The following is a 24,002-nucleotide window of genomic DNA, read 5'->3' as shown; positions in this document are numbered from 1 at the left end:
GAGAGATGTTTCCCTGGCTGACCGTGCTCATCGCATGGCCGCTGGTCGGCGCCGCCGTCGTGGGCCTGAGCGGCCTGGTGCGACGGCGCACCGGGCCCGCGGGCTCCGGGGTGGGCCTCGCCCGGCCGCTCGCGCTGCTGTTCTCGCTGGTCGAGGTGGTCCTGCTCGTCGGCGCGTTCCTCGCGTTCGACACGGGCGCGTCGGCCGAGCACCAGCTCGCCGAGACCCACCCGTGGATCGGTCAGATCGGCGTCTCCTACGCGGTGGCCGTCGACGGCGTCGGCCTGCTGCTCGTGGCGCTGGCCGTGGTGCTGGTGCCGCTGGTGCTGCTGGCCGCCTGGCGGGAGCAGGGGCGCGACGAGGTGCGCCTGCGTCGCTTCGTCGGCCTCGTGCTGCTGCTCCAGGCGTTCATGGTGGCGGTGTTCGCCGCCCGGGACGTGTTCCTGTTCTACGTGCTGTTCGAGGCCATGCTGATCCCGGCGTACTTCCTGATCGGCGGGTTCGGCCAGGGTGCGGGCCGGCGCAGGGCGGCCGTGAAGTTCCTGATGTTCAGCCTCGGCGGCGGCCTGATCATGCTGGCCGCGGTGATCGCGCTGTACTTCCTCGCGGTCGGTGCCGGCGTGGACCCGAGCCGGGCGTTCCTCGTGGACGAGCTCGTCGCCGTGGACCTGGGCACCACCGCCGAGCGGCTGATGTTCGTCGGGTTCTTCATCGCCTTCGCGATCAAGGCCCCCATGGTCCCGGTGCACAGCTGGCTGCCCGACGTCGCGGGGAACGCCACCCCCGGCACGTCCACCCTGCTGATCTGCGTGCTGGACAAGGTGGGCACCTTCGGGATGCTGACCCTGTGCCTCCCGCTGTTCCCGGAGGCGTCCCGCTGGGCGGCGCCGTTCGTCATCGCCCTCGCGGTGATCTCGGTGCTGTACGGCGCGATCATGGCGATCATGCAGACCGACCTGCTGCGGCTCGTCGGCTGGACCTCGGTGAGCCACTTCGGCTTCATCATCCTGGGCATCTTCACGTTCACGGAGCTGGGTACCGCCGGGTCGAGCTTCATGATGCTCAACCACGGCCTGGCCACCGGCGCGCTCTTCCTGGTGGCCGGGTTCCTCGTGTCCCGGCACCCGGAGAAGTCGCAGAAGATCTCGGCCTACAGCGGGCTGCGGTCGGTCACCCCGGTGCTCGCCGGCACGTTCCTCGTGGCGGGTCTGGCGACGCTCTCGCTGCCCGGCCTGGCCACCTTCGTCAGCGAGATCATGGTGCTGATCGGCGCGTTCGGCGGTACGCCCGCCGGCTCGGCGGCCTGGGCCGTCGTGGCGATCCCCGGCGTGGTGCTCGCGGCGGTCTACGTGCTGCTGACCTACCAGAAGATCTTCACGGGAAAGCCGGCCGCAGGGCTGGAAGCCCTGCCCGACCTGCGGGTGCGTGAGCGCGTCGTCGCGGCACCGCTCGTGGCCGGCCTCCTGGTGCTCGGCCTGGTGCCGAGCCTTGCCCTGACCTACGTGGACGCGCCCGCCGAGCAGTCGGTGGCCGTCACGGCGGTCGACGAACCGGCGGACGCCGCCGCGCAGACGGGGAGCGACAAGTGACCACCTTCGTGCCGCCCGAGATCGACTGGCTCGCCCTCGCACCGCTGATCGTGGTGCTCGGCGCGGGCATCGTCGGCGTGCTCGTCGAGGCGTTCGTGCCCGCCCGGGCCCGCCGCTCGACCCAGATCGTGCTGACGCTCGCCGCGCTGGCCGGCGGCTTCACGTTCGTCGCGGTGCTGTGGCCCCAGATCGTGGCGCAGCCCGTGCAGGTCGTGGGCGGCAGCGTGACGCTCACGCCGTTCGCGCTCGGCGCGCAGGGCATCGTCGTGCTGCTCGCGTTCCTGGGCGTGCTCGTCGTGGCCGACCGCACCAGCAGCGGGCAGGACGCCTTCGCCCCCGCGGCCTCCGCCGTGCCCGGCACCTCCTACGAGGACCTGGCCCGGCGCTCGGGCCTGGAGCAGACCGAGATCTACCCGCTGCTGCTGTTCGCGGCCGGCGGCATGATGCTCTTCGCCTCGACGGACGACCTGATCGTCATGTTCATCGCCCTGGAGGTGCTGTCGCTGCCGCTGTACGTGCTGTGCGCCACGGCGCGCCGGCGTCGGCTCCTGTCGCAGGAGGCCGCCGCGAAGTACTTCCTGCTGGGCGCGTTCGCCTCGGCGCTGTTCATCTTCGGCGTCGCCCTGATCTACGGGTTCGCCGGCACGGTGCGCCTGCTGGAGATCGCCCAGCAGGTGCAGCAGGGCGGCCTGCCCCTGGAGGGCATGACCGGGCTGCTGGTGGCCGGCGTGCTGCTCGTCGTCGTGGGCCTGCTGTTCAAGGTGGGTGCGGTGCCGTTCCACGCCTGGACGCCCGACGTCTACACGGGCGCGCCCACGCCGATCACCGGGTTCATGGCGGCCTGCACCAAGGTGGCGGCGGTCGCGGCGCTGGTCGAGGTGCTGTACCGCATCTCGATCGGGGTGCAGGCGGTGCACCCGGAGACGATGCGGCAGCTCCAGGTGGTCATCGTCGTGGTCGCGGTGCTGACCATGGCGGTCGGCACCGTGATCGGTTCCGTCCAGTCCGACGTCAAGCGGCTGCTGGCCTACTCCTCGATCGCGCACGCCGGGTTCCTGCTCGTGGGCATCGCGGGCTTCAACGCCCAGGTGCAGTCGTCCACGCTGTTCTACCTGCTGGCCTACGGCATCGCCACGATCGGCGCGTTCGGCGTGGTCACCCTGGTGCGGGAGCGCCGGGTCGCGTCCGGCTCGGGCGAGGCGAACGGCCCGGTGGGGGACGACGGCGTGGTGCTGGGCGAGGCCACGGAGATCGCGCAGTGGGCCGGGCTGGGTCGCAAGGCCCCGTGGCTGACCGCCGCGTTCGCGCTGTTCCTGCTGTCCATGGCCGGCATCCCGCTGACCGCCGGGTTCATCGCCAAGTTCGGCGCGTTCACCGGGGCGACGACGGGTGGCCTGTGGTGGCTCGCGGTGCTCGGCGTGCTCGCGTCGGTGGTCGCGGTCGCGTTCTACCTACGGCTGCTCGTGGTCATGGTGTTCCAGAAGGCGGACGACGAGACCGTGCCCGAACAGGTGCCGGACGCGGAGGACGTCGCGACGCCGGCTCCGGCCCAGGGTGGCGCCGCCACCGCGACACTGGCCACGCCGCAGGTCACGGCCGCGCAGCGCGTCGTGGTGACCGTGGTGCGGTCCCGCGGACCGGCCGCCGTGGCCATCGCCGTGTGCGCGATCGCCACGGTGATTCTCGGCGTCTTCCCGTCCCCGGTTCTCTCTCTGGTGGAACAGGCAAGTAAGTTCGTGCCGTGACCTCCGCACCGCTGCCGCCCCAGACGACGTCGGGCACCCCCGCGACGCCTCCTCCGGCCGCCTCGTCGAACCCGCCCGACCCGACCGCGCTCGGCCTGCCGATCACCGACCCCGAGCTGGCGTCGCGCCTCGCGGACCGGCTCACGGTGGTCGACGAGGCGCTCCTGGAGGCCGTCGCCAGTGCGGACAAGCTGGCCGACGGCGCCTCCCGGCACCTCATCGACGCGGGCGGCAAGCGGTTCCGGCCGCTGCTGACCCTGCTGACGGGGGAGCTCGGCGACGGCGCCGCCCCCGGCGTCGTCGGCGCGGCGGTGGTCGTGGAGCTGACCCAGGTGGCCTCGCTGTACCACGACGACGTCATGGACTCCGCGCCCGTGCGGCGCGGGGCCCCGGCGGTGCACATGGTGTGGGGCAACTCGGTGGCGATCCTCGTGGGCGACATGCTGTTCGCCCGGGCGTCGGCCCGGGTGGCGGAGCTCGGGCCGGAGGCGGTGATCCTGCAGTCCCGGACCTTCGAGCGGATGTGCCTGGGCCAGCTCCACGAGACCATGGGCCCGGACGACGGCACGGACCGGGTCGAGCACTACCTCCAGGTCCTGTCGGACAAGACGGCGTCGCTGCTGTCGGCGTCGGCCCGGCTGGGCGCGATGATGGCGGGGGCACCGGCCGAGCACGTGGAGGCCGTGGGCGCCTACGGCGAGAAGGTGGGCGTCGCCTTCCAGCTCGCCGACGACGTGCTCGACGTCGCGTCGTCGGGCGCGACCTCGGGCAAGACGCCCGGGACGGACCTGCGCGAGCACGTGCCGACCATGCCGGTGCTGCTGCTGCGCCAGCGCGTCGAGTCCGACGAGGCCACCGACGAGGACCGGGACCTGCTCGCCGCGCTCGACGGCGACCTGTCCTCCGACGAGGCGCTGTCCGCCGTCGTGGAGCGGCTCCGGGCGCACGCGGTGCTCGCCGAGACGCGGGAGCTCGCGGTGCACTGGGCGCGCGCGGCGGCCGCCGAGCTGGCGCCGCTGCCGGACGGCCCGGTGAAGGAGTCCCTGGAGCAGTTCGCCCAGGTGCTGGCGGACCGGGCGGTGTGAGTCCGCCGGCGTCTGCTCAGACGCCGGTGACCAGGCGGACTCCGTCGGCCACCTTCGCGAGGAGGTACTCCGGGACGCGGCCGACCGGGTAGGGCTCGAGAAACTCTCGGCTGACGGGTCCGATCTGCGAGACGACGGCCACGGAGTCCTTGTCGAGCCCGGAGGCGGCCTCCGGGATGAGGGCGTTGCCGGGGAAAGCCTCCAGTCTCAGGTTGGACGTGAGCGGTACGACGATCACGGTGTTGATGTCGGTTGCCAGCAGCCAGTCCTCCTGGAGCACCAGGGCGGGGCGGACCTTGGCCGGCTCACTCCCGCGCGGTTGGCCGAAGTCCACCCAGACGACGTCACCCCGAGCGATCACCATTCCTCGTCCGGTGTCATCCGGTGCTCGGACTCCGCGAGGAAGAGGCCGTCCTCCGCGGGCTGGCCGGCCGCAGCGAGCGCGGCGTTCGCCAGCCGGGTCAGCTCGCTGGTGCCCTCGAGCTGGTCGGCCAGGTGTTCCGCAGCACGGCGATAGAACTCTGAACGGTTCATCCCGTGCCGGGACGCGACTCGTTCGAACCGATGGAAGTCCCTGTCCGGGACGGAGATGGCTGTCTTCATGGTGTCGAGTATAACCAGTCATACCACCTCCTGGCCAGGGTCGCCGACCTGCTGGCCCGCTATCAGATGGCTGACCTCGCGACCAGTCTTGTTCGGAGGTCTTGAAACGAGGGCCTCCCGCACCGCGAGAGCCCGGGGCGCTGACTAAGATCCGACCTGGCGAGAGGGCGGTTGGTGGAGGCCGAGGTCGAGGAGCGGTTCCGGGTCACACCCGGCTTCGTGGTGTCCTGGCTCCTGGTCGCCCTGTTCGTCGGCACGCTGGTCGCCCTGGCATTCGCGCAGGACGGCGAGGCCACCGCCGAGCTCGAGCTCGACGACTCCGGCGTCTGGGTCACGCAGACCGAGTCGGGCCGGCTGGGCCGGTTCAACGACGAGGCGCACGCCCTGGACAGCACGCTGCTCGCCGGCTCCTCCACGTTCGACGTCCAGCAGGACGAGTACCGGGTGCTGATGACCGACGACGGCGAGTCGACCGCCAGCCCCGTCGACCCCGCCCAGCTCGTCCTCGCCGGCCCCGTCCGGGCTCCGCGCGGCGCGCTGTTCGCGTCCGGCGGCCGCACCACCGCGATCCTCGACCCCGAGGACGGGCGCCTGTGGGTGCTGCCGTTCGACGGGGTCACCGCCTTCGACGAGGAGGCGCTGGAACCGGTGGCGGAGGTGGGCCCGGGCGGGCGGCTCGTCGTGGCGGTCGACGGGACGGTCTTCGTCGCCGTCGCGCGGGCGGGGACCCTGTACCGCGTCACGACGGGCACGCAGGGCGGGCCCGACGAGGTGAGCGAGAGCGACCTGCCCGTCCAGGAGGACGCCGAGCTGGAGGTCACGGCGGTCGGGGCCGACCCCGTGGTGCTGGACCGGACCGCCTCGACGCTGGTGCTGCCCGACGGCGACGTCGTGGACCTGACCGGAGGAGCCGAGGCGCGGCTGCAGCAGCCGTCCGAGGAGGTCCGGTCCGTCGTGGTCGGTACGACCACCGGGCTGGTCGCGCAGCCGCTCGGCGGCGGGGAGTCGACGACCCGGGTGGCCGAGGGCGTGCCGGCGGCTCCCGTCCAGGTGGGGGCGTGCACGTTCGGGGCGTGGTCGGGCAGCGGGCAGGTGGTGCGGGACTGCCCGGGGACCGACCGGGACGTGGACGAGTACCTCGAGGGCGCCGACGGCGAGCTCGCCTACCGGGTCAACCGCGAGGTCGTGGTCCTGAACGACGTCGCCGACGGCACCCTGTGGATGGCCGCGGAGGACTTCGAGAAGGTCGACGACTGGGACCTGACGATGCCCGAGGACGCCGTGGGCGAGCAGACGGAGACCGAGTCGAGCACGCCCGAGCTGGTGGACCAGGTGGTGGCCGAGCGGGACCGCCCCAACCGCGCACCGACCCCGCAGGACGATGATCTCGGCGTGCGCGCCGGGCGCACCACGGTGCTGAACGTGCTGGGCAACGACACCGACCCCGACGGCGACGTGATGACCGTGTCCGTGGACCGGCAGCCCGCGGAGGCGAGCGGCGTCACGGTGCACCGGGTGGTGGACGGCCTGGCGCTCCAGGCGGACGTGCCGCCGGAGGCGTCCGGCTCGGTGACCTTCACGTACACGGTCGACGACGGTCGGGGCGGCACCGCGGACGCCGACGTGCGCGTGCGCGTCGTCGCGCCCGACGAGAACGCGGCCCCGGAGCCCGACGGGGAGCCGGTGCTCCGCGTAGCGCAGGGCGGGTCGGCGGACATCAAGGTGCTGCCCTTCTGGCGCGACCCCGACGGTGACGACCTGGTGCTGTCCAGCGCCGCCACCGGTGACCCCGCCGACGAGACCCGGTTCCGCCCCGACGGCACCGTGGAGTTCCACGACGGCGGCGGCACGGTGGGCCGCAAGGTCGTGGACCTCACGGTGAGCGACAGCACCGGCGAGGTGGGGCAGGGACGGCTGCTGGTCGACGTCGTCGCGTCCCAGGAGCCGCCGGTCGCGGTAGGGGACCACGTGGCCGTCCCGGCGGGGCAGCCCGTGACGGTGTACCCGCTGGCCAACGACACCGACCCGAACGGTGACCGGCTCCGGCTGGTCGACGTGGGCGAGCAGGCCCCGGCCACGATCACGCCGAACTTCGCGGCCGGGTCGTTCCGGTTCGTCTCCGACGAGCCCGGGAGCTACGACCTGACCTACCAAGTCAGCGACGGTCCGGCCGCGGCCCTCGGGCTGGTCCGCGTGGACGTGCTGCCGCCGCCGGACGACGACGGTGCGCCCGTCACGGTGACCGACACGGTGCTGCTGCCGGCGGGCGGGTCCGCTCTCGTGGACGTGCTGGCGAACGACACGGACCCGGCCGGCGGGGTGCTCGTGGTGCAGTCCGTGACGGTGCCCGACGACGCCCCGGTCACCGCCGCGGTGCTCGACCACCACGTGCTCCGCGTCACCGAGGCCACGCGCCCCGAGGGGCCCGTCACCCTGGAGTACACGGTGGCGAACGGCTCCGGGTCCGCCGTCGGGCAGGTGCGGGTGGTCCCGGTGCCGGCGGCGACGACCCAGCGGCCGCCGAAGGCGGAGCCGGACGAGGCGACGGTGCACGCGGGCGACGTGGTCACCGTCCCGGTGCTGCGGAACGACTCCCACCCGGACGGGCTGGAGCTCACGCTCGCCGAGGAGCTGGTGGAGCACCCGGAGGCAGGGGAGGCGTTCGTCTCCGAGGACACCGTGCGGTTCAAGGCGGACCCGGGGCAGAGCGGCACGGTGCACCTCGTCTACGAGGTCGCCGACCCCTCCGGGCAGCAGGACTCCGCCCAGGTCACGGTGACGGTGGTGGACGACGACGAGAACGCCCCGCCGCAGCCGCCCGAGGTCACGGCACGCGTGCTGTCCGGGGCGACCACGCGCATCGCCCTGCCGCTGGACGGCAGCGACCCCGACGGCGACCACGTGCGGCTGGACGCCGTCGCGTCGGCGCCCGCCCGGGGCACGGCCGACATCGTGGACGGCCACCTGGAGTACGAGGCGGCGAGGTCCGCGACGGGCGCGGACGAGTTCACCTACTTGGTCTCGGATACGCGTGGCGAGACGGCGATCGGCACCGTGCGCGTCGGCGTGGCGGCTCCGCCGCAGGTCAACCAGGCTCCGCTGGCCGTGGACGACGAGGTGTCGGTACGGCCTGGCCGCACCGTCGGCATCGACGCGCTGGCCAACGACTCCGACCCGAACGGCGACCAGGTGGGCCTGGTGCCGCGGTCGTTCGAGGGCGCGCCCGACCTGGACCCGGAGGTCGCGGACGACCTCGTCGTGGTCACCGCGCCCGACGACGAGGGCACGCACACCTTCTACTACGGCATCGAGGACTCGTTCGCGGCGCGGGCCACGGGCGCGATCACCGTGGACGTGTCCCGGGACGCACCGCTGCTCCGCCCGGTCGCGCGGGACGACGTCGTCGCGCCGGAGGACGTCACGTCCGACACGGTGACCGTGGACGTCACGGGCAACGACCTGGACCCCGACGGGCTCGCGGCGGACCTGGAGGTGTCGCTGCCCGCGCCGGGCGGGCAGGAGCCGGGCGGGCCCACGGTGTCCGCCGACGGCGAGGTCGTGGTGCCGCTCACCGCCGAGCCCCAGGTGATCACCTACGAGGTCACCGATCTCGACGGCCTGGCCGCCAGGGCGTTCCTGCGCGTGCCGCGCGACGGCACGCTCCCGCGCCTGCGCGACGGTCTGGAGCCGATCGAGGTGACGGCGGGCGAGCCCGCCGAGCTGGACCTCGCCGACCACGTGGTGGTGGCCGAGGGCCGCACGCCGCGGCTCACCGACGAGTCCGGGGTGGCGGCGACCGAGGGCGTCCACGAGGTCACGGGGCCCGCTCAGATCACCTACACGGCGCACCGGGACTACTCCGGGCGGGCGGCCGTCACCTTCGAGGTGACCGACGGCGACGGCGTGGACGACCCGGACGGCCGCCGTGCCGTGCTCGCCCTGCCGCTCCTCGTGCTGCCGGGTGCGAACGAGCCGCCCGAGATCAGGGGCACGCCCCGGGTGGAGGCGGCCGCGGGCGAGGAGACGGGGCTCGACCTGTCGCGGTTCGTCACGGATCCCGACGGCGACCCGTTCACCGTGACGGTGACGGGTCGCGCGGAAGGGCTCAGCGTCGCCACCCAGGGAACGACCGTGCTGGTCACCGCTGCTCCGGACCTCCCGAAGGGGACGAGCGCGTCCGTCGGCCTGACGGTGTCGGACGGCAACCACCCGCCCGTGGCGGGACAGCTCGGCATCACCGTGGTGGCCTCGACCCGCCCCCTCGCCCGCGCCACCACCGACGAGGTGCCGGACGCGCACCAGGGCGAGCCGGTGACGGTGGACGTGCTCACCAACGACGTCAACCCGTTCCCCGAGGAGCCGCTCCGGCTCGTCTCGGCGCGGCTGGAGTCCGGCCGGGGCACGGTCGAGACGGCCGGCGACCGTGTGCGCGTCACGCCGCCCGCCGACTTCCACGGCGTCACGGTCGTGCGGTACCGGGTCGCGGACGCGACGGGTGACCCGACCCGCGAGGTCGAGGGCGTCGCCCGGGTGACCGTGCTCGGTGTGCCGGAGACACCGCGTCCGCCGAAGGTGGCGGAGGTGCGCTCCGAGACGGTGGTGCTGAGCTGGGACCCGCCGCCGGACAACGGCGCGCGGATCACCGAGTACCGCGTGCGGTCGAGCACGGGCCGGGTGACCACGTGCCCCACGACGACCTGCACGGTCACCGGGCTGACCAACGACCAGCTCTACACGTTCACCGTGACGGCGCGGAACGAGGTGGGTACCTCCGGGACCTCGGGCCCGTCCGAGGAGGCGCGGCCCGACGAGAAGCCCGACCCGCCCGCTCCGCCGGCGCTGCGGTTCGGCGACCGGCAGCTCACCGTGACCTGGACGAACCGGTCGTACACCGACCGGTCGCCCATCGAGTGCGTGAACCTGGAGATCAGCCCGGCGCCGCCGTCGGGCCGGATCCAGAAGACGTGCCTGGACGGCACGAGCACGCTGTGGGAGGGCTTGGCGAACGGCACCGCCTACACCGTGCGGGTCCAGGCCCGGAACGCCGCGCCCGACCCGTCGGAGTGGTCGGACCCGTCGGCGCCGGTGACCCCCGCGGCGCCGCCCGACCGCCCCGCGGCACCGCGCGCGACACGGGTGGACACCGCCGTGGGCGGGCAGGTCACGGTGCGCTGGACGGCGCCGGCCACCAACGGTGCCCCCGTCGAGACCTATCACCTGGGCGTCTACCGGGACGGGTCGTTGAAGCGCACCCTGCCCGTGGCGGGCACGTCGCAGAAGCTCCAGGGCCTCGACCAGGAGTCGGCCTACGAGTTCACGGTGGCCGCGGAGAACAAGGCGGGGACGTCGCCCACGAGCGCGCGGTCCGCCGCGCTGGAGCCGTACGGCGTCCCGGCGGTGCCCGGCACCCCGAGGGCCGCGCTGATCAGCGGGGACACCAACGGCAAGGCCAGGATCACCTGGGGCGAGATCAGTGAGTTCCGGGGCAAGGAGCCGTACTACCGGGTCCGGGCGAACGGCTCCGCGGTGAAGGACGTGGCGGGCTCCCCGACCGACTTCACGCACCTGGCGAACGGGCAGGACCACACGTTCGAGGTCCGCGCGTGCAACGCCTACACGTGCTCGGCCTGGACGGCGCGCTCGAACTCCGTCAACCCGTACACGGTGCCCGGTGCCCCGCCGATCGACTGGTTCGAGGACCTGGGGGACGACGGCAACTTCCGGATCTGGGCGGCGGAGAGCAACGGCGGGCGCCGGATCGACCGCATCGAGTTCCAGCTCGGCGGCGACACGACGCGCGAGGGCGTGCGGGAGAACCTCTCCGACGCCTGGCAGAACGGTGACCACTTCTACCAGGTGAACGTGCCCACGGGACCGGACAAGACGTACACGATGCGCGCGCGGCTGTGCAACGACGCCGGGTGCGGTGCGTGGGCGCGGAAGACGGGCAGCACGGGCGGTTCGGAGAGCGACCGGCAGCTGACGACCTACAAGGGCGCGAGCGCCGTGGGCTTCACCAACGACGACGGCACCACCTGCACCCGGTCCACGTGCGCCTACCTCGGCCTGCGCCTGCGCAACGCCGAGCCGAACTTCGACTTCGGCGCCGCGTGCTCCGCGGAGGGCGAGAGGTTCGCCCCGGCTCCGGGCGGGAACCTCGCCTTCGAGACCACCCGCGACGGCCGGAGGTTCCGGACCGACGCGGACGGGAACTTCACCGGCGAGCTGCCGTGCGCGTGGGGCACCCCTGGCGCCGAGGTCTACGTCTACTCGTACAACTGGGGCAGGGCGACGTCCGTGACGTGGTGAAACGGGCGGTGTCCCCGTTTCACCCGCTCGACGCCCGGTTTGCACGTCCGGGTTGTCCCGGGCAACGGCTAGGCTGCGGCCACCGCTGCTGACCAAGAGTTGGGGAAGACCTGTGCCCGCACTGAAGCTGTCGACACGTTCCGTCGTCTCGGGCAGTGTCGTCGGTCTCTTCACGGGGGCCCTGGTGCTCCTGATGCTGCTGCAGGAGGGCGAGGCCACGGCCGAGGTGGACCTCGACGACTCCGGCGTGTGGGTGACCAAGACGTCCGCCGGCCTGCTCGGCCGGTTCAACTCCGAGGCCCAGGCGCTCGACGGCACGCTGCTGTCCGGTTCCTCGACGTTCGACGTGCAGCAGGCGGAGTACCGCGTGCTGATGACCGACGAGGGCGCCGCCACCGCGAACCCCGTCGACCCGGCGCACCTGGCGCTGGAGGGCACGATGACGGTCCCGGCGGGTGCGGTCGTGGCCTCGGGCGGTTCCACGGCCGCCGTCCTGGACCCGGACGACGGCCGCCTGTGGGTGCTCCCGTTCGACGGCGCCACCCAGTTCAGCGAGGCGGACCTGGAGCCGACGGCGGAGCTCGCCCCCGGCGCCCGGCTCGCGGTGGCGACGGACGGCACGGTGTTCGTCGCGGTGCCCGGGCAGGGCCGGCTCGTCACCGTGGAGACCGGTGCGACCGGTGCCGCCGGCGAGGTGTCCGAGTCGGACCTGAGCGTGGGCAAGGGTGCCGAGATCGAGGTCACCGCGGTCGGGGACCAGCCGGTGGTGCTGGACCGGACGGCCTCCGCGCTGGTGCTGCCCGGCGACGACGTGGTCGACCTGGCCGACGGCGCCGAGGCACGGCTCCAGCAGCCGTCGGACGCGGCGGACGCCGTCGTCGTCGGGACGCCGAAGGGGCTCGTGACGCAGCCGCTGCGCGGCGGGGACGCGACGACCCGCCGGGCCGAGGGCACCCCGGCGGCCCCCGTGCAGCTTCGCGGCTGCACGTACGGGGCGTGGTCGGGCACCGGTCAGGTGGTCCGCGACTGCCCGGGCACCGACCAGGACGTGGACCAGCGGCTGGAGGGTGCCGACGGTGAGCTCGCCTACCGCGTGAACCGCGACGTGATCGTCCTGAACGACGTGGCCGACGGCACGCTGTGGATGGCCGCGGACGACTTCGAGAAGGTCGACGACTGGGATCTCAGGATGCCGGAGGACGCCGAGGGCGAGAAGACGGAGTCGGAGACGACGACGCCCGAGATGGTGGACCAGTTCATCGCGGAGCGTGACAAGCCGAACCGCGCGCCGCGACCCGAGGACGACTCCCTGGGCGTCCGGCCCGGGCGCACGACCGTGCTCGACGTGCTGGGCAACGACATGGACCCGGACGGCGACGTCATGACGGCGTCGGTGAAGGCCGGCGCGGGCGGTGCGCCGGCGTCGGGCATCTCGGTGGACCGCGTGCTCGACGGTGCGGCGCTGCAGGCGGACGTGCCCGCCACGGCGACGGGCAGCGCCACGTTCACCTACACGGTCGACGACGGGCGCGGCGGCAGCGCCGACGCGAAGGTGCGCGTCCGCGTGGTGCCGCTCGGCGAGAACGCGGCGCCCGTGGCGAAGGGCGAGCCGGTGCTGCGGGTCGCGCAGGGCGGCGACGCGTCCATCAAGGTGCTGCCGTTCTGGCGCGACCCGGACGGCGACGACCTCGTCCTGTCGAGCGCCACGACCGCCGACCCGGCGGACGAGGTGCGGTTCCGCCCGGACGGCACCGTCGAGTTCCGGGACGGCGGCACCGCCACGGGCCGCAAGATCGTGGACGTCACCGTGTCGGACGGCCTGGACCAGGTGGGGGAGGGACGCCTGCTGGTCGACGTCGTGGCCACGCAGGAGCCGCCCGTCGCCGTGGCGGACCACGTGTCGGTGCTGGCCGGCAACCCGGTCACGGTCGAGCCGCTGCGCAACGACACCGACCCGAACGGCGACCGCCTGCGGCTGGTCAGCGTCTCGGAGCAGGCGCCCGCGATCATCACCGAGAACTACGCGGCGGGCACGTTCCGGTTCGTGAGCCAGGAGCCGGGCAGCTACGACATCACCTACCAGGTCAGCGACGGTCCGGACTCCACCATGGGGCTGGTGCGCATCGACGTGCTGCCCCCGCCCGACGCCGCCGGCCCGCCCGTCGTCGTGGCCGACACCGTGCTGCTCCCGGCGGGCGGCTCCGCGCTCGTGGACGTGGTCGCGAACGACACGGACCCGGCCGGTGGCGTGCTCGTGGCGTCCTCGGTCGAGGCCGACCCGGGCGTGACCGCCGTGGTGCTGGACCACCACGTGCTGCGCGTCGCCGAGACCGAGCGCCTCGACCGGCCGGTCACGGTGCGGTACACCGCCTCGAACGGCACGCAGTCCGCCGTCGGCCAGGTGCGGGTGGTGCCGATCGCCGCGCCCACCGAGCTCCGCCCGCCGGAGGCGACGGCCGACGAGGTGACGGTGCACACCGGGGACATCGTGACGGTTCCGGTGCTGCGCAACGACGCCCACCCGGACGGGCTGGAGCTGACGCTCGCGGCCGACCTCGTCGAGGAGCCGGAGTCGGGCGAGGCGTTCGTCTCCGAGGACACGGTGCGCTTCCGGGCGGGTTCCGAGGCCGGTACCGAGCACCTGGTCTACGAGGTGCGGGACAGCAACGGCCAGAAGGACTCGGCGCAGGTCACGATCAACGTGACCGACACGCTGGAGAACGCGGCGCCGCAGCCGCCGGACACGACGGCGCGCGTGCTCGCGGGCGCGGTCACCCGCATCACGCTGCCCCTGGACGGCAGCGACCCGGACGGCGACCACGTCACGCTGGACGGCCTGTCCTCGCCGCCCGCGAAGGGCACGGTCCGGCTCGTCGACGGTTTCCTGGAGTACGAGGCGTCGCGGGACGCCGCCGGAGCCGACGAGTTCCGGTACTCCGTGACCGACACGCGCGGCGCCACCGCGGAGGGCACGGTCGCCGTGGGCGTGGCGCGGCCGCCGGGCACCAACCAGCCGCCCACGGCCGGTGACGACGAGACGCTCGTGCGCCCGGGCCGCGAGGTCGCGGTGGACGCGCTGGCGAACGACTCCGACCCGGACGGCGACCAGGTGGGCCTGGTGCCCCGGTCGTTCGAGGGGGCGGACGCCCTGGACCCGCGGGTGGCCGACGACATGATCGTGGTCACCACGCCGGACGACGAGGGCACGCACACCTTCTACTACGGCATCGAGGACACGTACGCGGCCCGTGCCACGGGCTCGGTCACCGTCGAGGTGGCCGACGACGCGCCCCTGCTGCGCCCGGTGGCCCGCGACGACGTGGTGCTGCCCGCCGACGTCACGTCCGACATGGTGACCGTCGACGTGCTGCGCAACGACACCGACCCCGACGGCGTGGCCGCAGACCTGGAGGTCGCCGTGCTCGACGCGCGCGGCGAGACCCCCGAGGGCGTCACGCTCGGCGAGGGCGGCGAGGTCACGGTGGCGCTCACGGAGGACCCGCAGGTGCTCACCTACACGGTCACGGACCTGGACGGCCTGGAGGCCAAGGCGTTCCTGCGCGTGCCGCGTGACGGCTCGCTGCCCCACCTGCGCCAGCCCGTCGAGGCGCTCCGGACGTTCGCGGGCGAGACCCTGGAGATCGACATCACGGACCACGTGGTGGTGGCCGACGGCCACGAGCCGCGGTTCACGGTCGAGGAGAAGGTCGCGGCGGTGGAGGGCACCCGTGAGGTCACGGGCCCCACGACGCTGACCTACACCTCCGACGAGGACTACGTGGGCCGGGCGGCGGTCACCTTCGAGGTGACGGACGGCGACGGCCCCGACGACCCGGAGGGTCGCACCGCCGTGCTCACCCTGCCGATCGACGTCCGGGCGAGCCGCAACCAGCCTCCGGAGATCCGGGGCACCGCGCTGCTGGAGGTCGCGGCGGGCGAGGAGGCGGCGCTCGACCTGTCGCGCATCGTGACGGACCCCGAGGGCGACCCGCTGACCGTCGAGGTCACCGGCGGGGCCGAGGGCATCACGTTCGGCACCGAGGGCGCCACCGTCCTGGCCCAGGCGCAGGCCGCGGTGCCCAAGGGCACCCGGTTCACGGTCCCGTACACCGTGTCGGACGGCGGTCACCCGCCCGTCGCCGGTGAGCTCGCGGTCACCGTGGTGGCGTCCACGCGCCCGCTGGCGCGGGCCAACCCCGACGAGGTGACCGACGCCCACCAGGGTGAGGAGACCTCGGTGGACGTGCTCGCCAACGACGCCAACCCGTTCCCCGAGGAGCCGCTCACCGTGGTCAGCGCGGTGGTCGAGACCGGCCGGGGCTTCGCGGAGCCGTCGGGCTCCGGGGTGGTCGTGACGCCGTCGGACAGCTTCGTGGGCACCATGGTGGTGCGGTACCGCGTGGCGGACGCGACCGGCGACCCCGACCGCGAGGTCGAGGGCACGGTCCGGCTGACCGTGCTGGGCCGGCCGGAGGCGCCCCGGGCGCCGCGGGTCGACGAGGTGCGGTCGGGCACCGTCGTGCTGTCGTGGGACGCGCCGTCCGACAACGGTGCGGAGATCACGGGGTACACCGCGCGCTCGGGCAAGGGCGACACCACGTCGTGCCCGTCGACCACCTGCACGGTCAAGGGCCTGAAGAACGACGTGGTCTACAACTTCACCGTCACGGCCACCAACGCGGTGGGCGAGTCCGACCCGTCGGCCCCCTCGGAGGACGCGCGGCCCGACGAGAAGCCCGACAAGCCCGAGCCGCCGACGCTGACGTTCGGCGACTCGTCGCTCACCGTCGCCTGGGAGAACCGCGTCTACACGGACCGGTCGCCGATCGAGTGCGTCAACCTGGAGATCAGCCCGGCCCCGGCCGACGGCGTGATCCAGAAGACGTGCGTCACCGGCACCTCGATCGTCTGGGACGGGCTGGCCAACGGCACGGCGTACACCGTCATGGTGCAGGCCGTGAACGACGCCCCCGACCCCTCGGACTGGAGCGACGCGTCCGCGCCGGAGGTGCCGGCGGCGCCGCCCGCCCAGCCCGCGGCGCCCACCGCCCAGCGGGTGGACAACGCCCTCGGCGGCCAGATCACGGTCTCGTGGACGGAGCCGGCGAACAACGGCGACCCGGTGGCGCGCTATCACCTCGACGTGTACGAGAACGGCGCCATGAAGGAGACCCAGACCGTCACGGGTACGTCGCGGGTGGTCTCGGGGCTGTCCCCGGAGGCGTCCTACACGTTCGCCGTCACCGCGGAGAACAAGGCCGGGAAGTCGCCCGCCAGCGACCGGTCGCCCGAGCAGGTGCCGTACGGCCAGCCGCAGGTGCCGGGCACGCCGACGGCGGAGCTGGGCAGCACCACGAGCGAGCAGGCGACCGTGCGGTGGAGCGGCATCGCCTCCGATGCCTTCCGCGGCCCGGCGCACCGGTACGAGCTGCAGGGCAACGGCGTGGCGGCGCGGACCGCGACGTCGCCGTACACCGTCACGGGCCTGAGCAACGGCACGGAGTACCGGTTCCAGGTGCGGGCCTGCAACCAGTACACCTGCTCGGCGTGGACCACGAGCTCGAACGGCGTCACGCCCTACACGACGCCGGGGGCGCCGAACGTCACCGCCTCGACGGTCAACTCCCAGACGGTGCGCTTCACGATGACCCCGGGCAGCAACGGCGGCCGCGCCATCGACGCCATGCGGTACCGGATCAACGGCGGCGGCTGGCAGTCGCTGCCGGCCTCGGGCGGCACGGCGGACGCCGGCGGCGCGTACAGCACGACCTACACGATCGACGTCCAGGCGCACAACGCCGCGGGCTGGGGTGCGAACGCCGCCGGGAGCGGGCGCACGCTGCCCAACCCGGCGAACGCGTCGGTGTCGATCAGCGTGGGCGGGGTGTTCGGCGGAGGCTCGGCCGAGGGCTGCCACCAGAGCCCCAACACGTGGTGCAAGTGGCTCAACCTGACGGTCAGCGGCTGGGAGCCCAACACGGTGTTCCACTACCGGTGCCTGTCCACCGAGCACGACTCCGCAGGTCAGGTCTACTTCCCGCGGTGGGAGATGGGCGAGTGGTGGGGCGAGGTCGCCGGCGTGCCCACGCGGACGGACGCCAACGGCAACTGGTCCGGGCGGACGGACTGCATGCACCAGTACCAGGGCGAGTACACGTGGCTGGAGACGGAGGAGGGCAACCTCGCCGACTCCAACCGCATCCTGTGGAACAGGGCGAACGTCAACCCCTGACCTGGGCGAGGCCTCGCGCCCAGGTCGGCACCTTCCTGAGGGAGGTCGGCACTTTGCCTCGAGGTCGGTCCAGGCCTGGACCGACCTCGAGGCAAAGTGCCGACCCCGCAGGAGAGTGCCGACCACGCGTCAGACCGTTTGCAGGATGGTGCAAAAGCGTCCCCGGCTAGCATGCAGACCCCTACAATCCGGACCGGCGGCATGGGTAGTCCTCCCCAGGGAAACTGCGGGACGATTCACCCCCTGCCCCGGTAGGGTGCTTCCGTCGTGCCCGTGTGTCGTCCGGGCGGGAATCTTCGCTGGAGCAATGAATCGAGGAGGGGCGCATGAGCTTTGTCTCGCGCGTGTTGGAGAACCGCCGGTCCGTGGCGTCGATCGGTGCGGTGACCCTCTTCGGTGCGGGGCTGGTCGGGTTCGCGCTCCTCTACGAGGGGGAGGCGACGGCCGACGTCGAGCTCAACGACTCCGGCGTCTGGGTCACGCAGACCGCCTCGGGCAAGCTGGGCCGGTTCAACTACGAGGCCAAGGCGCTGGACGGCTACCTCCAGGCGAGCTCGACGAGCTTCGACGTGGAGCAGGACGCGCAGCGGGTGCTGTTCGACAACGTGGGTGACTCGTCCGCGAGCCCGGTGAACCCTGCCCTGCTCTCGCTGGACGCGACGATGAAGTTCCCTGCCGGCGCCAAGGTGGCCGCGGGCGCCGCGACCACCGCCGTGTACGACCCGGAGTCGGGCAACGCCTGGGTGCTGCCCTTCGACTCGGCGGCGTTCGACGAGAAGAAGATGAAGCCCACCGTCAAGGCGGGTCCCGGCGGCGCGATCACGGTGGGCAAGGACGGCACCGTGTACCTGGCGGTCCCGTCCGACGGCACGCTCTACACGGTCCCCACGAGCACGCAGGGCGTGGCCGGCGACGTCGACGAGTCCGACCTGGACCTGTCCCCGGGCGCCGAGGTGCAGGTCTCCGCGGTGGGCGACCAGCCGGTCGTGCTGGACCAGTCGAGCGCGACGCTCGTGCTGCCCGGCGGGGACACCGTCACGGTGGACGGCGCCCAGGCCATGCTGCAGCAGCCGTCGGGCGAGTCCGACGTGGTCGTGGTGGCGACGTCGTCCGGCCTGGTGTCGCAGCCGCTGGGCGGCGGGGACGCCACGAAGCGCACGGCCTCGGGCAACCCGTCGGCGCCGGTCCAGCTCGGGGAGTGCGTCTACGGCGCCTGGTCGGGCTCGGGCCAGGTGGTGCGGGACTGCCCGGGACCGGACAACGACGTCGACCAGGTGCTGGAGGGCGTGGACGCCGCCGCGACGCTGGTCTACCGCGTGAACCGGAACCTGATCGTCCTGAACGACGTCGCCGACGGCACCCTGTGGATGGCCGCCGACGACTTCCAGAAGGTGGACGACTGGGACCTCAAGATGCCCGAGGACGCCGAGGGCGAGAAGACGGAGTCGGAGGACACGACGCCGGAGCAGGTGGACCAGTTCGTCGCGGACCGCAGCAAGCCCAACCGGGCGCCCAAGCCCAAGGACGACGAGATCGGGGTGCGCCCGGGCCGCACGACGGTGCTGAACGTGCTGGGCAACGACATGGACCCGGACGGCGACGTCATGACGGTCTCGGTCGAGGGCGAGGTCAACGGTGGCGCCACCGTCGACCGGGTCCTGGACGGCGCGGCGCTGCAGGCGAACGTCCCCGCCGACGCGACCGGCACCACGTCGTTCGACTACCAGGTCGACGACGGCCGCGAGAACGGCACCGCCACGGCCTCCGTGAAGGTGAACGTGGTGCCGCTGGAGGAGAACAACGCGCCCGTCCAGTCGGGCGAGCCGGTGCTCCGCGTGGGGCAGGGCGGCCTGGGCGTCATCAAGGTGCTGCCCTACTTCAAGGACCCGGACGGCGACGACCTGTTCCTGTCCAACGCCTCCACCGCCGACCCGCTGGACGAGGTCCGGTTCCGGCCCGACGGCACCATCGAGTTCCGCGACGGCGGCACCACGGTGGGCCGCAAGGTCGTCGACGTGACCGTGTCCGACTCCTTCAACATGCCCGTGGAGGGCAAGCTCCAGATCGACGTGGTCGCGAGCAACGTGGCGCCGATCGCGGTCCAGGACCACGTGACCGTCCTGGCGGGCGAGCCGGTCACGGTCGAGCCGCTGAAGAACGACTACGACCCCAACGGCGACAAGCTGCGGCTGACGAGCGTCACCGAGCAGCAGAACGCCGAGATCACGACGAACGCGACCGCGGGGACCTTCAAGTTCCTCAGCGACCAGCCCGGCTCCTACGACGTGACCTACCAGATCACCGACGGCCCCAAGCCGGTGACGGGCCTGGTCCGCGTGGACGTCGTGACGCCGCCGGAGCAGGGGGGCGTGCCGGTGGCGGTGTCCGACCAGGTGCTGCTGCCCACCGGTGGGACCGCCCTGGTGGACGTGCTGGCCAACGACACCGACCCCGCCGGCGGCGTGCTCGTGGTGCAGGGCGTCGAGGTGCCGGACAACTCCCCGGTGAAGGTTGCGGTGCTCAACCACCAGGTGCTCAAGGTCTCGGAGGTCAAGCGGCTCGACGGGCCGATGACCATCGACTACACCGTGGGCAACGGCAGCGGCACCGCGACCGGTCAGGTGCGGGTGGTGCCGATCCCGGCGCCGGCGCAGCTGCGCCCGCCGGAGGCCGGCCCGGACGCCGCGACCGTCCACACGGGTGACGTGGTGACGATCCCGGTGCTGAAGAACGACACGCACCCCGACGGGCTGGAGCTCACCCTCAACGACGAGCTGCAGGAGGCCCCGCCGGCCAGCGCGGGCGAGGCGTTCGTCTCCGAGGACACCGTGCGGTTCCGTGCGGGCGACGAGGCCGGCACCGTGCACGCCGTGTACGAGGTCGTGGACTCCAACGGCCAGAAGGACTCCGCCCAGGTCACGATCAACATCGTGGACGAGGAGTCCAACACCGCCCCGCAGCTCCCGGACATCGAGGCCCGTGTGCTGGCCGAGGGCGTGGTGCGCATCCCGCTGCCGCTGGACGGCACCGACCCCGACGGCGACTACGTCACGCTGAGCTCCATCTCGGGCGCGCCGAGCAAGGGCACGGCCACCATCGTGGACGGGTTCATCGACTACAAGGCGTCGGACGAGGCGGGCCTGGACACGTTCACCTACCAGGTCGCCGACACCCGCGGCGCACCCGCCGAGGGCCTGGTCCGCGTCGGCATCGCCCCCAAGCCGGCCACGAACCAGCCGCCGCAGGCCGAGGACGACCAGACGACGGTTCGCCCAGGCCGCACCGTGGCGATCCAGGCGCTGGAGAACGACACCGACCCGGACGGCGACGAGATCGGCCTGTACACCAAGGGTTTCGAGGGCACCGAGGAGATCGGCGTCGACCCGAAGGCGGTCGAGGACGACGTGGTGCTGACCGCGCCGGAGGAGGAGGGGGCCTACTCCTTCTACTACGGCATCCAGGACACCTTCAAGGCCCGCGCGAGCGGGGCCATCACGGTGAACGTGGACCGCAACGCGCCCCTGCTGCGGCCCGTGGCCCAGGACGACGTGGTCACGGCCGACGACGTGCAGGGCTCGTCCAGCGTGACCGTGAACGTGCTGGCGAACGACGTGGACCCCGACGGTGTCGCCGCCGACCTGGAGGTCTCGGTGGACGAGGGCCTGGAGGGCGTGCGCGTCACCGACGAGAAGCAGCTCGAGATCCAGCTCACCGAGAGCGCGCAGGTCATCACCTACACGGTGACGGACATGGACGGCCTGGAGGCCAAGGCGTTCGTGCGGGTGCCGGGCGACCAGTCCCGCCCGCACGTGAAGCCGGGTCTGGAGCCGCTCAAGGCGACCACCGGTGAGCCGCTGACCATCGACCTGGCCGAGTACGTGGTGGTCCGTGAGGACCGGGAGCCGCGCATCACCGAGGAGAAGACGGTCAAGGCCCTGGAGGGCTCCGTCTCCGTCGAGGACTACGACACCGTCGTGTACACGTCCGCCAAGGACTACGCGGGTGCGGCCTCGGTGACGTTCGAGGTGACCGACGGCTCGGGACCGGACGACCCCGACGGCCTGACCGCGGTGCTGAAGCTCCCGATCGACGTGACCCCGGCCAAGAACATGCCGCCGAAGGTGAGCGGCACGCCGGTGCTGGAGGTCGCCGCCGGGGAGGAGGCGACCGTGGACCTGTCCCGGTACGTCAAGGACCCGGACAAGGACGACCTGACGTACGAGATCGCGGGTGTCGAGGGCATCACCGCGACCGTCGCGGGCAGCGCCGTCTCCGCCCAGGTGGAGCCGTCGGTCCCCAAGGGCACCAGCCAGTCCGTGCCCTTCACCGTGGCTGACGGGTGGAACCCGCCCGTCGAGGCCCAGCTCACCGTCCGTGTGGTGGGCTCGACCCGGCCGCTGGTGCAGACCACGCCGGACGAGGTGCCGGACGCGCACCAGGGCGAGCCCACGTCCGTGGACGTGCTCGCCAACGACACCAACCCGTTCCCGGGCGAGCCGCTGACCGTGACCGGCGCGGTGGTCGAGACCGGTGTGGGGGACGTGTCGTTCACCGACTCCGAGGTGGTGGCGACGCCGGACCCCGACTTCCACGGCGTGATGATGGTGCGCTACTCGGTCCAGGACGCGACGAAGGACCCGGACCGCCAGGTCGACGGCACGCTGAAGCTCACGGTGCTCGGCCGGCCCGAGCCGCCGCGCGCGCCGCGGGTCGAGGAGGTGCGCTCGGAGACCGTGGTGCTGAGCTGGGACCAGCCGAACAACAACGGCTCGGACATCACCGGCTACACGCTGCGCACCCAGAACGGGCAGGAGCACGCGTGTGCCACGACCACCTGCACCTTCGACGGCCTGCAGAACAACGTGAAGTACCGGTTCACGGTGGTGGCGACGAACGACGTCGGCGACTCCGAGCCGTCCCCGGCCTCCCGGGAGGCGCGTCCGGACGAGAAGCCGGACAAGCCCGCCCCGCCGAGCCTCGAGTTCGGCAACCAGGAGCTCACCGTGAGCTGGACCAACCGGAGCTACACGGACCGCTCGCCGATCGAGTGCGTCAACCTGGAGATCAGCCCGGCCCCGACCGACGGCGTGACCCAGAAGACGTGCGTCGCGGGCAGCCCGATCACGTGGACGGGTCTGGAGAACGGCACGGCGTACACCGTGTCGGTCCAGGCCAAGAACAAGGCGCCCGACCCCTCGGAGTGGAGCGACCCGTCCGCGCCGGAGACCCCGGCGGCACCCCCGGCGCAGCCCGCGGCCCCGACGGCCACGCGGGTCAACACGGCCGTGGGCGGCCAGATCACGGTCAAGTGGACCGCTCCGGCGAACAACGGTGACGCGGTCAAGCAGTACTACCTCGCGGAGTACAAGGACGGCGCCAAGACCCGCACCCTGACCGTGACGGGTACCGAGAAGGTCATCCAGGACCTGAGCACCGACTCGACCTACACCTACACGGTCCAGGCCGAGAACAAGGCGGGCAAGTCCCCGGTCAGCGCGCAGTCGAACGCGGTGGTGCCCTATGGCACGCCGGACACGCCGGGTACCCCGACGGCACGACAGGACAACAACACCAACGCCAACGCCCTGGTGGACTGGCGAGGTATCGGAGCGTTCCGCGGCACGGGCGGTTACTACCAGGTCCAGGCGAACGGGGCCGGTGCGCAGGACAGCGGGCAGGCCGGGAACTCCAGCTACACCTATCGGTACAGCCCTCTGACCAACGGCACCGCCTACACGTTCCAGGTGCGCGCGTGCAACGCCTACATCTGCTCCGACTGGTCGGCCGCGTCGAACTCGGTGACGCCGTACGGCCCGCCGCCCACGCCGTCGATCAGCGCGAGCGGTGGCGACCAGAAGGTCACGTTCACGTGGGACGCCACGGCCACTAACGGCCGGCCCACGACGGTGGCGGTGACCGGCGCGATCACGAGCACCCAGAAGAGCGGCACGCAGTCGGCGTCGGCGGGCTACAGCCAGACCCGGGAAGCGTGTGTCACGGTGACGGACTCGGAGGGGCAGAAGGCGAGCAAGTGCGCCTCGGCCACGTCGGACGCGAAGCCCAACCCGACCGCCACGGTCACGCACGGCAGCCGCATCGACAACAACCAGTGCTCGCACGCCTCGTGCGCGTACTACCTGGTGAAGGTGACGGACTTCGACGCGGGTAGCCACTCGGTCGCGTGCTGGGCGGAGGACACGCCGGAGATCAAGGGCTGGCACGACATCATCAACCACGCCAGGACCTGGGAGAGCAGCTCCAGGAAGTCCTACAACTTCCCGGCCAACGGTTCCGTCCAGCTCGACTGCTTCTTCGGGCACCCCGGTGTACCAGTCCGGGTCCTGATCGACGGCAAGGAGTACGGGGTCACCAACTGGTGGAACGGGTAATATCCGGCGCTGCCGCCGACTTGTGACCGGCCGCCGAGCAGACGGCGGCC

The 24,002-nt window shown here is 72.6% G+C and carries 8 protein-coding genes; 6 read left to right on the top strand and 2 right to left on the bottom strand.

Annotated elements, in window-relative coordinates; translation table 11 throughout:
* Positions 1-5 precede the first annotated feature (5 nt).
* From ACO229_RS19020 to ACO229_RS19010, 3 genes are read left to right on the top strand one after another with little or no spacing between them, the layout of a single operon-like run.
* Positions 6-1,589 carry an NADH-quinone oxidoreductase subunit M gene (locus ACO229_RS19020; RefSeq protein ID WP_423462465.1) on the top strand — a complete coding sequence of 528 codons (1,584 nt, stop codon included), beginning with the start codon at positions 6-8 and terminating at the stop codon, positions 1,587-1,589.
* Positions 1,586-3,334, top strand: a complete 1,749-nt coding sequence (gene nuoN, locus ACO229_RS19015) for an NADH-quinone oxidoreductase subunit NuoN (protein WP_423462464.1) — start codon at positions 1,586-1,588, stop codon at positions 3,332-3,334. The genes ACO229_RS19020 and nuoN overlap by 4 nt, the downstream gene beginning before the upstream one ends.
* Positions 3,331-4,419, top strand: coding sequence for a polyprenyl synthetase family protein (locus ACO229_RS19010; RefSeq protein ID WP_397433001.1), 1,089 nt, complete (start codon positions 3,331-3,333; stop codon positions 4,417-4,419). The genes nuoN and ACO229_RS19010 overlap by 4 nt, the downstream gene beginning before the upstream one ends.
* Positions 4,420-4,435: 16 nt before the next feature.
* On the opposite strand, the gene ACO229_RS19005 is transcribed toward ACO229_RS19010, so the two are convergent.
* Positions 4,436-4,783, bottom strand: coding sequence for a type II toxin-antitoxin system PemK/MazF family toxin (locus ACO229_RS19005; protein ID WP_423462463.1), 348 nt, complete (start codon positions 4,781-4,783; stop codon positions 4,436-4,438).
* Complete coding sequence (locus tag ACO229_RS19000) at positions 4,777-5,022, bottom strand: CopG family transcriptional regulator (RefSeq protein WP_397413046.1); 246 nt, start codon at positions 5,020-5,022, stop codon at positions 4,777-4,779. The genes ACO229_RS19005 and ACO229_RS19000 overlap by 7 nt, the downstream gene beginning before the upstream one ends.
* A gap of 174 nt (positions 5,023-5,196) precedes the next feature.
* Between ACO229_RS19000 and ACO229_RS18995 the strand changes: the two genes are divergently transcribed.
* The 3 genes from ACO229_RS18995 to ACO229_RS18985 all read left to right on the top strand — a co-directional run bounded on the left by ACO229_RS18995 (position 5,197) and on the right by ACO229_RS18985 (position 23,952).
* Entirely contained in the window at positions 5,197-11,331 is a 6,135-nt protein-coding gene (locus ACO229_RS18995) for an Ig-like domain-containing protein (protein WP_423462462.1), read from the top strand.
* A 112-nt stretch (positions 11,332-11,443) separates the two neighbouring features.
* Positions 11,444-17,563, top strand: coding sequence for an Ig-like domain-containing protein (locus ACO229_RS18990; RefSeq protein ID WP_423462461.1), 6,120 nt, complete (start codon positions 11,444-11,446; stop codon positions 17,561-17,563).
* A gap of 326 nt (positions 17,564-17,889) precedes the next feature.
* Positions 17,890-23,952, top strand: a complete 6,063-nt coding sequence (locus ACO229_RS18985) for an Ig-like domain-containing protein (protein ID WP_423462460.1) — start codon at positions 17,890-17,892, stop codon at positions 23,950-23,952.
* Positions 23,953-24,002 lie beyond the last annotated feature (50 nt).

Origin of the sequence: Promicromonospora sp. MS192 (assembly GCF_049532985.1) — a bacterium.
Classification (GTDB): domain Bacteria; phylum Actinomycetota; class Actinomycetes; order Actinomycetales; family Cellulomonadaceae; genus Promicromonospora.
Note: the sequence above shows the minus strand (reverse complement) of the source record. Positions and strands in the feature narration are given on the sequence as shown.